The organism is Okeania sp. SIO2C9, assembly GCF_010672455.1.
GTDB lineage: Bacteria > Cyanobacteriota > Cyanobacteriia > Cyanobacteriales > Microcoleaceae > Okeania.
In genome coordinates this window covers 1-7064 of record NZ_JAAHGO010000159.1, presented here as the reverse complement: position 1 = coordinate 7064, position 7064 = coordinate 1, and the positions used below count along the sequence as shown (strand labels likewise).

The window sequence follows — 7064 nt, the reverse complement described above, 5'->3', positions numbered from 1 at the left end:
CTCCCTGGTTCACCAACAATAGTTGTGCCACTCACTTTTTTATGTTCTATCTATTAATTTGTTGGCTAAAATTTTGATTATCGTTCATGTATCTTTTCGTACTACATTGTGAAGTGCGGAATGTGGGATATAAATTGGTGGAGAAGAGGTTAGCGATCGCTGACCTATACACTCATCAATAATGATTATCATTCTTACAAAAACTGTCAATTTTTAACAGAGTGAATATCCTGTAAACCTTGATCTCGCAATGGTTTTAAGATGCTTGTCACCCCGTGAGGTTTTCCCCTCTTCATGTACTACATTTTGTCGTGCGGAATGTAGGTTACTATAAAAGGAAAACCCAAAAAAACTATCTAAACTTGCGCATAGATTAGCATCTGCTTTTATCATTGGTAGGCGATATATACACGTGGGAGTCCTTCCATCGCTTTTGAGCAATTTTACGCTCCGTCTCATTATCAGTTACTAGGAAATGTGCTAATGCGACTTCGTCTATTTTTCCTTCGTGAGTCAAAGGTAAACTTGATACAGGAACATAAACTCCTGGCATCATGTATGGAGGTAAGTGTTGTTGAATTTGGGAGTCTAATTGTTGGGGGTTCCAAACTCCCGCCACCACAACATAAGCTACTAGGAATGTTTGATGAGCTAATACATAGGCTTCTTTCACTCCAGGGGATGATAACAGGGTCGTTTCTATCTCCGCTAATTCTATTCGCTTACCTTGGAACCATGTATGCCGTTGTTTGGCATCGATTATTTCTAGATAACCTTGGTTGTGATAACGGCCTATATCTCCTGTTTGGAATAGTTTACCTAATTCAGGGTGTTCAATAAATTTCTGTGATGTCTGTTCCTCTGGATGCAGATAACCTCTGGCTAAACTGGAACCTCCAATATAGATTTCTCCTGGTACTCCTGTGGGTACAGGATCTTGGTGTTGGTCTAATACATAAACTGATAACCGACCAGGGTTGCCTACAGGTACATTTTCTCTCGGAGGTTCTTCTAGCCATTGCCAGTGGGTAACTTCTCCTCCTGCTTCTGGGAGACTGTAGAAGTTATGTAATGAAACTGGGTAGCTTTGGATAAATTTGTTGGCTATTTCTGTTGATAGAGTTTCTCCACTGGTAAGGAGCGATCGCCAACTGTTCAAAAAAGCTGCCTTGTTAGTTGTATTTAACCAGGTAGTTAGTTCTGACGGATACAGGTGAACTATAGTTACTTTGTGCTGGCCGATTAATTGCTGTAATTCTGTAGGCTCGTTATTTGCAGCTATAACCACAGTACCACCACTGATTAGAGGTAAACCTATTTCCAGAAGAGCAACATCTTCAGTCAGAGATGTTTTATGCAGTAGAATGTCTTGATTAGTGATTTTCAAGGTTTCTTGTAGCCATTGTAAACGTTGAGCCACAGCCTGATGTTCTACTGGCGAGCATCCTGCTCGCGCTGGTGTTTGATTGAGGATATAGGCAAGGTTAGTAGTTGTTGTTGCTGTATTTGGGTTATCTGTATTTTGTTTAGCTATTAATTCCCATTCCGTGTCTAGACACAGAATTTGAGCATTGGAGTCAGGAATTTCTGATTTGAGGTCGTTTAGGGTTAATATTACTGAAATTGACTGCAAATCCTGTGATTTGTCTGTTGGATCTATTGCTACATAAGCTCCTCCTGCTTTGAGTATTGCTAATAAACCGACGATTCTTTCTAAACTAGGGTCAATATATATGCCTATTGGTGTTTCTGGGCTTATGCCTAAACTTAATAGATGGTGGGCAAGTTGGTTAGCTTTTTCGTTGAGTTGGGTGTAGGTTAATTGTTGCTCCTCAAATATTAAAGCTACTACATTTGGGTTCTTTTCAGCAACATTCTCAAATAACTGATGGATACATTTGTCTGTTGGATAATCTGTTTTGGTATTCTTCCATTCCTGCAGAATTTTCTGTTTTTCTGCTGCTGTTATTAGGGGGAGTTGTGAGATTTTTTCTTGGGGGTTGGCTACTATTGCTTCTAGTAAAGTTAGGAAATGTTGCATCAACCTAGCAATGGTTGCTCCGTCAAATATGTCTGTGTTGTAACAAACATAAGCTTCGTGTTCTGGTCCTGATGGTGCTTTCCAGAGATATATTTCTAAATCCATTCTACTAGCAATGTCTGGATAATCTGCAACCCTAGGAGTCACTCTTAATCCTGGTAAATCCCAAGAGTCCAGTGATTTGATATTTAGAAAGTCAAAGTACACTTGCATTAGACGGTTTTCCTTAACTTCTGTACCTGGAATAAGTTCCTCTAATAGCTGTGGAAATTGTAAATCCTGATGTTTATAGGCATCTTCAGTTGTTTGTTTGACTTGAGTTAACAATTCGGTAAAGCTAAAGTCATCTGAGAAATGAGAACGAATTGGAAGCATGCTTGCAAACATACCAATTAATGGTTCGATTTCGACTCTGTTGCGGTTAGCAGTTATTGTACCTACTATTAAGTCAGACTCTCCACTATAACGATACAGTAAGACAAAAATTGCACTCAGCATAGTCGTAAATAATGTTGTACCTAACTCTTGACCCAGTTGCTCAAGTTTCTGTATTAAGTTCTGATTGAGTTCCAATTTTTCCAATCTTCCCTCGCGACTTTGCACTTCTGGAGGTCGGCGGTCTGTTAGTAGGGGTAATATTGAGGAAGTTCCTGCTAGTTTGTGTCTCCAGTAGCTTAGATGTTCTTCTAATACCTCTGCTGTTTGTTGTCGTTGCCAGTGGGAGTAGTCGGCATATTGAATGGGTAGTTCTGGTAATGGGGATGGGTTTCCTTGACTGTAGGCTTCATACAATTTATATAGTTCTGAGATTAGTATCTTTATAGACCAACCGTCATATATTATGTGGTCTATGACCAATATTACTACATGAGTTTCTGGGCTAAGTCGTACTAGGGTGACAGAGAGCGGGGGGCTTGCTAGGTCAAAGTGTTTTTGGGCTTCAGTTCTTGCTAGCTGTTCGAGTTTGGTTATCTGTTCTGGTGATGATGGTAATTCTACTACTGACAGATTAATTTTGGCGACGGTCGAAATTACTTGTATAAGTTTTCCATCTATGGAGGGAAAACTGGTTCGTAGGCTTTCATGTCGTCGGATGATTTCGTTGAAGCTTTGCTCTAAGGTTGCTAGATTGAGAAGACCATCTACGGTAAAACTATACATACCGTTCAACGGACGCCAGCCCAAAATAAATTCTTGAGGGTAAGAAAGGGGAATTTCCTGTTCCCTAGAAACCCTTGGAATAACTTGACTTTCCTTTGGTTCCAACTCTTGTTCAACTAAAACTTCTGCTAGTTGAGCGATAGTAGGATTTTGAAATAGCTTACTTATAGAGAACTCTACTGGCAATCTTTGTTGCACCCGAGACACAACCTGAGTGGCATTCATAGAATGGCCACCTAAATCAAAGAAGTTATCGTGTATACCTATCTGTTCTATACCCAACACCTCGGCCCAAATCTCTGCTAAGACCTTCTGTGTCTGAGTCTCTGGAGCTACATACTCCGTTAACACACTACTTGCCATATCCGGCACAGGCAAAGCCTTACGGTCTACCTTACCGTTAGGAGTCAGAGGCAGTTGCGACAACACCATCAACCCTGATGGCACCATATACTCTGGCAACCTCGACTCCAGATACTCTCTTAGCTGCGGTATCAGTTCCTTTCTCAACTGGGAAATCAACGGATTATTCCCATAATTATTCCAGTTACCTCCTACCACCGATTTTTGAGTCAGGGGTGTTAACACTATTCCCTCTGCTGCTAACTCACTGCGTACAAATACCGCATCCATCAATTCCGGACTTCCCTGAGCTGACCAACACAATTCTAAGCTATACCCACAAGAAGCACTTAGTTCATATAACCTCTCTGGTTCAATGCTCTTGCTTTCCTTTGACTTGAAAAACTGCCTCAACTGCTGCACATTCTGTTTGGATTCTGGCTGTGATAGCAACTCTACCAACTCTACATCATTAGCCACTCTGCTATTTACTAAACCACTAAAGCAAACTGATTCTGGCTCTTGCTCTCGCAGATAAGTTTCTATCTCTTGAACACCCAGAGCTGCTCCACTTTCTACCGTCGGTGTTATTACTTTTCCTGGTTGATCTTCTATATGCAACAGTACGTTATACCTATATTTATTCAGTTCATTGTTTTCTTTTCCCCTCTGTAAACGTATTTGTACATGAATTATTTTTGGATATTTTTCTTTGAGACCTACAAACAACTCTGGTGACACTAACAACTCGGTCTCCTGCTCCATTTTTCTGTCTATCTTTTCTTTGAGTTGTTGTCCTGACAGTGATGGGGTGGATTGATACAGTTGTACCGAACTCTGAAATGCTTTCATTAAGGAGAAATTGCGGATATCCCCTAGGAAAATCATTCCTCCTGGTTTCACTACCCTGATACTTTCTTCTATTACTTGCAATAGATATTCCATACTCGGGAAATACTGCACGATGGAACTTAGTAGCACGACATCGAAAGTGTTAGGAGCCACATCAGCCATGTCTTCGGCTCGTTTCTGTGCTAAGGATACATGACTATATTTGTCTGGTTCGGGTTCTATTTGTTTTTTGATGTATTCTAATGAGACGTTAGAAATATCTGTGCCATAATATTTTTGTGTCTGGGGTGCAATTTGAAACAGGAGCATTCCTGTGCCACAACCTATTTCCCACACACTCTTTGGTTTAGCCGCTAATACTTGAGTTACTACATCTCCTGCCCAGATCCGCATTTGCTTTTCTGGTATGGGTTGGTTGTCGTAACTGCTGCGCCAACCTGAGATGTTGAATAAGGGGTCAGTAATTTCTCTGTCCTCATTCTCTATTTGTTCATTGAATACTTCTTGCCAATTACTGAGTTGATCATTTGAGAGTTCTTGGTTCAAATTAGTCGCAGTTTCAGTTTCAGCTACTAGGTATCCTACTAAACGTTTATCTCCTGGCTGATCCTCTCTGGCAATTACAACAGCTTGTTGGACTTTGGGATGTTCATTTAAAATCCCTTGAATTTCTCCGGTTTCTATGCGGTAGCCTCGGATTTTTACTTGATGGTCTATTCTACCGATAAATTCTATGTTGCCATCAGATAAATAACGTACCAAGTCTCCAGTTTTATATAATTTTTTCCCCTGCCAAAAGATAAATTTTTCGGCGGTTAATTCTGCTTGTTTTAAGTAACTTCGTGCTAGTCCTTCTCCTGCTATGTGTAGCTCTCCTGCTACTCCTATGGGTACAGGTTGTTGATGAGCGTTAAAAATATATACCTGGGTGTTCGCTATTGGCCTACCTATGGTTGGTGACTTGGTTCCTCCTTTTTCCATTAAGCCATATGTTGAGTAGGTTGTGTCTTCACTAGGACCATAAAGGTTGTATACTGCTTTAATTGTTTGTTGCTCATACAGTTGTTGAACCAGTTGATTATCTAGGGGCTCTCCTGCCAGATTCACTGTTGTTACTCCAGTGGGGATACTTTGGTTTCTGACTAATTCTCTGGCTGCTGATGGTACTGTGTTGATTAGGCTTACTTCTCCTGCTGCTGGTAATTCGGGTAGATGTAAAGCATTTTCAGCTAATATGACTTTTCCTCCCCAACTTAAGGGCACAAACAATTCAAATACTGATAGGTCAAAGCAGATAGAAGTGGAAGCTAATACTCCTGATAATTCCTCTTGGCTATATACTTCTCGTGCCCAATACAATAGGGACACTGGACTGCAGTGTTCAATTGCTACTCCTTTAGGTCGGCCTGTAGAACCAGAGGTATACAATACATAAGCTAGGTTCTGGGGATTAACATTACTGACTACATTAGCTTGTCTTTCTACCGTATTAGCTTGGTTGATATGTATTATAGGTGTTTGGGTTTCTGGTAGGTTAAACTGGGAGTTGGAGTCAGTTAATAGTAGGTGTAACTCCCCATCTTCTAATACCTGAGCTAGGCGTGAAGTGGGATAATTAGGATCTAATGGCACATAAGCTCCTCCGGCTTTGAGTATGGCGAGTATTCCTACTACCATCTCCACTGAGCGCTCTACACATATTCCCACTAGCGTTTCTGGTTTAACTCCCAAGCTTTGCAAGTGGTGGGCTAGTTGATTAGCTTTGCTATTTAATTGGCAATAGGTCAGCTTTTGCTCTTCAAATACTACTGCTACTGCATCTGGGTTTTTCTCTACCTGCTCCTCAAATAACTGATGGATACATTTATCACCTGGGTAATCTGTTTTGGTATTGTTCCACTCCACCAGTATTTGGTCTAGCTCTGGCTCTGTCATTAATGGCAACTGGCTCACAGGTCGTTCTGGAGTCTCTACTGCTGCTGATAGTAAGTTTTCATAATGTGACATCATGCGACTAATAGTTTCGGCCTCAAACAAGTCTCGGTTATAGGCACAAAATCCTTTGATTTCTTCTCCGACTGGCCACAGATGTAACTCTAAGTCAAACCTCACTGTCATCTCAGCTCCTCCCCCTTCATACCAACCTACTTCCAAGTTGGGTAAGCTAAAGGATGGTTTTAAGATTTCCTCCTGCTGAACGGCAAACATCACCTGAAATAACGGGTTTTGCGATAGTGCTCGTTCTGGTTGCAACTCTTCTACCAATTTCTCAAAGGGTATGTCTTGATGACCATAAGCTTCTATAGCTGTTTGTTTAACTCGGTTTAATACTTCTGTAAAACTAGGGTCCCCTCCCAGGTCTGTGTACATGACGAGGGAGTTGACAAAGAAACCTATTAACCCTTCTATTTCTCGGCGGTTGCGGTTAGCTATCGGTGTTCCTACTGCTATACTTTCTTGACCACTGTAACGAGACAGCAATACCTTAAATACTGCTAACAGGGTCATAAATAGGGTCGTTCCCTGCTTTTGGGTGAGTTGTTTAACTTTTGATGTTAGTGCTGCTGGTATATTTATGGGTATACCTGCTCCATTAAAAGTTTCAACTGCGGGTCGGGGATGGTCTGTGGGTAGTTGTAGTTGAGGTAAGTCTTGGAGCTTTTGCTTC

General features: G+C 41.1%; 1 protein-coding gene. It reads right to left on the bottom strand.

Going from position 1 to position 7064, the window contains the following annotated elements; genetic code table 11:
• Nucleotides 1–373 precede the first annotated feature (373 nt).
• A partial coding sequence (locus F6K23_RS39560; RefSeq protein ID WP_293166543.1) for a non-ribosomal peptide synthetase occupies nucleotides 374–7064 on the bottom strand: 6691 nt, incomplete at its 5' end.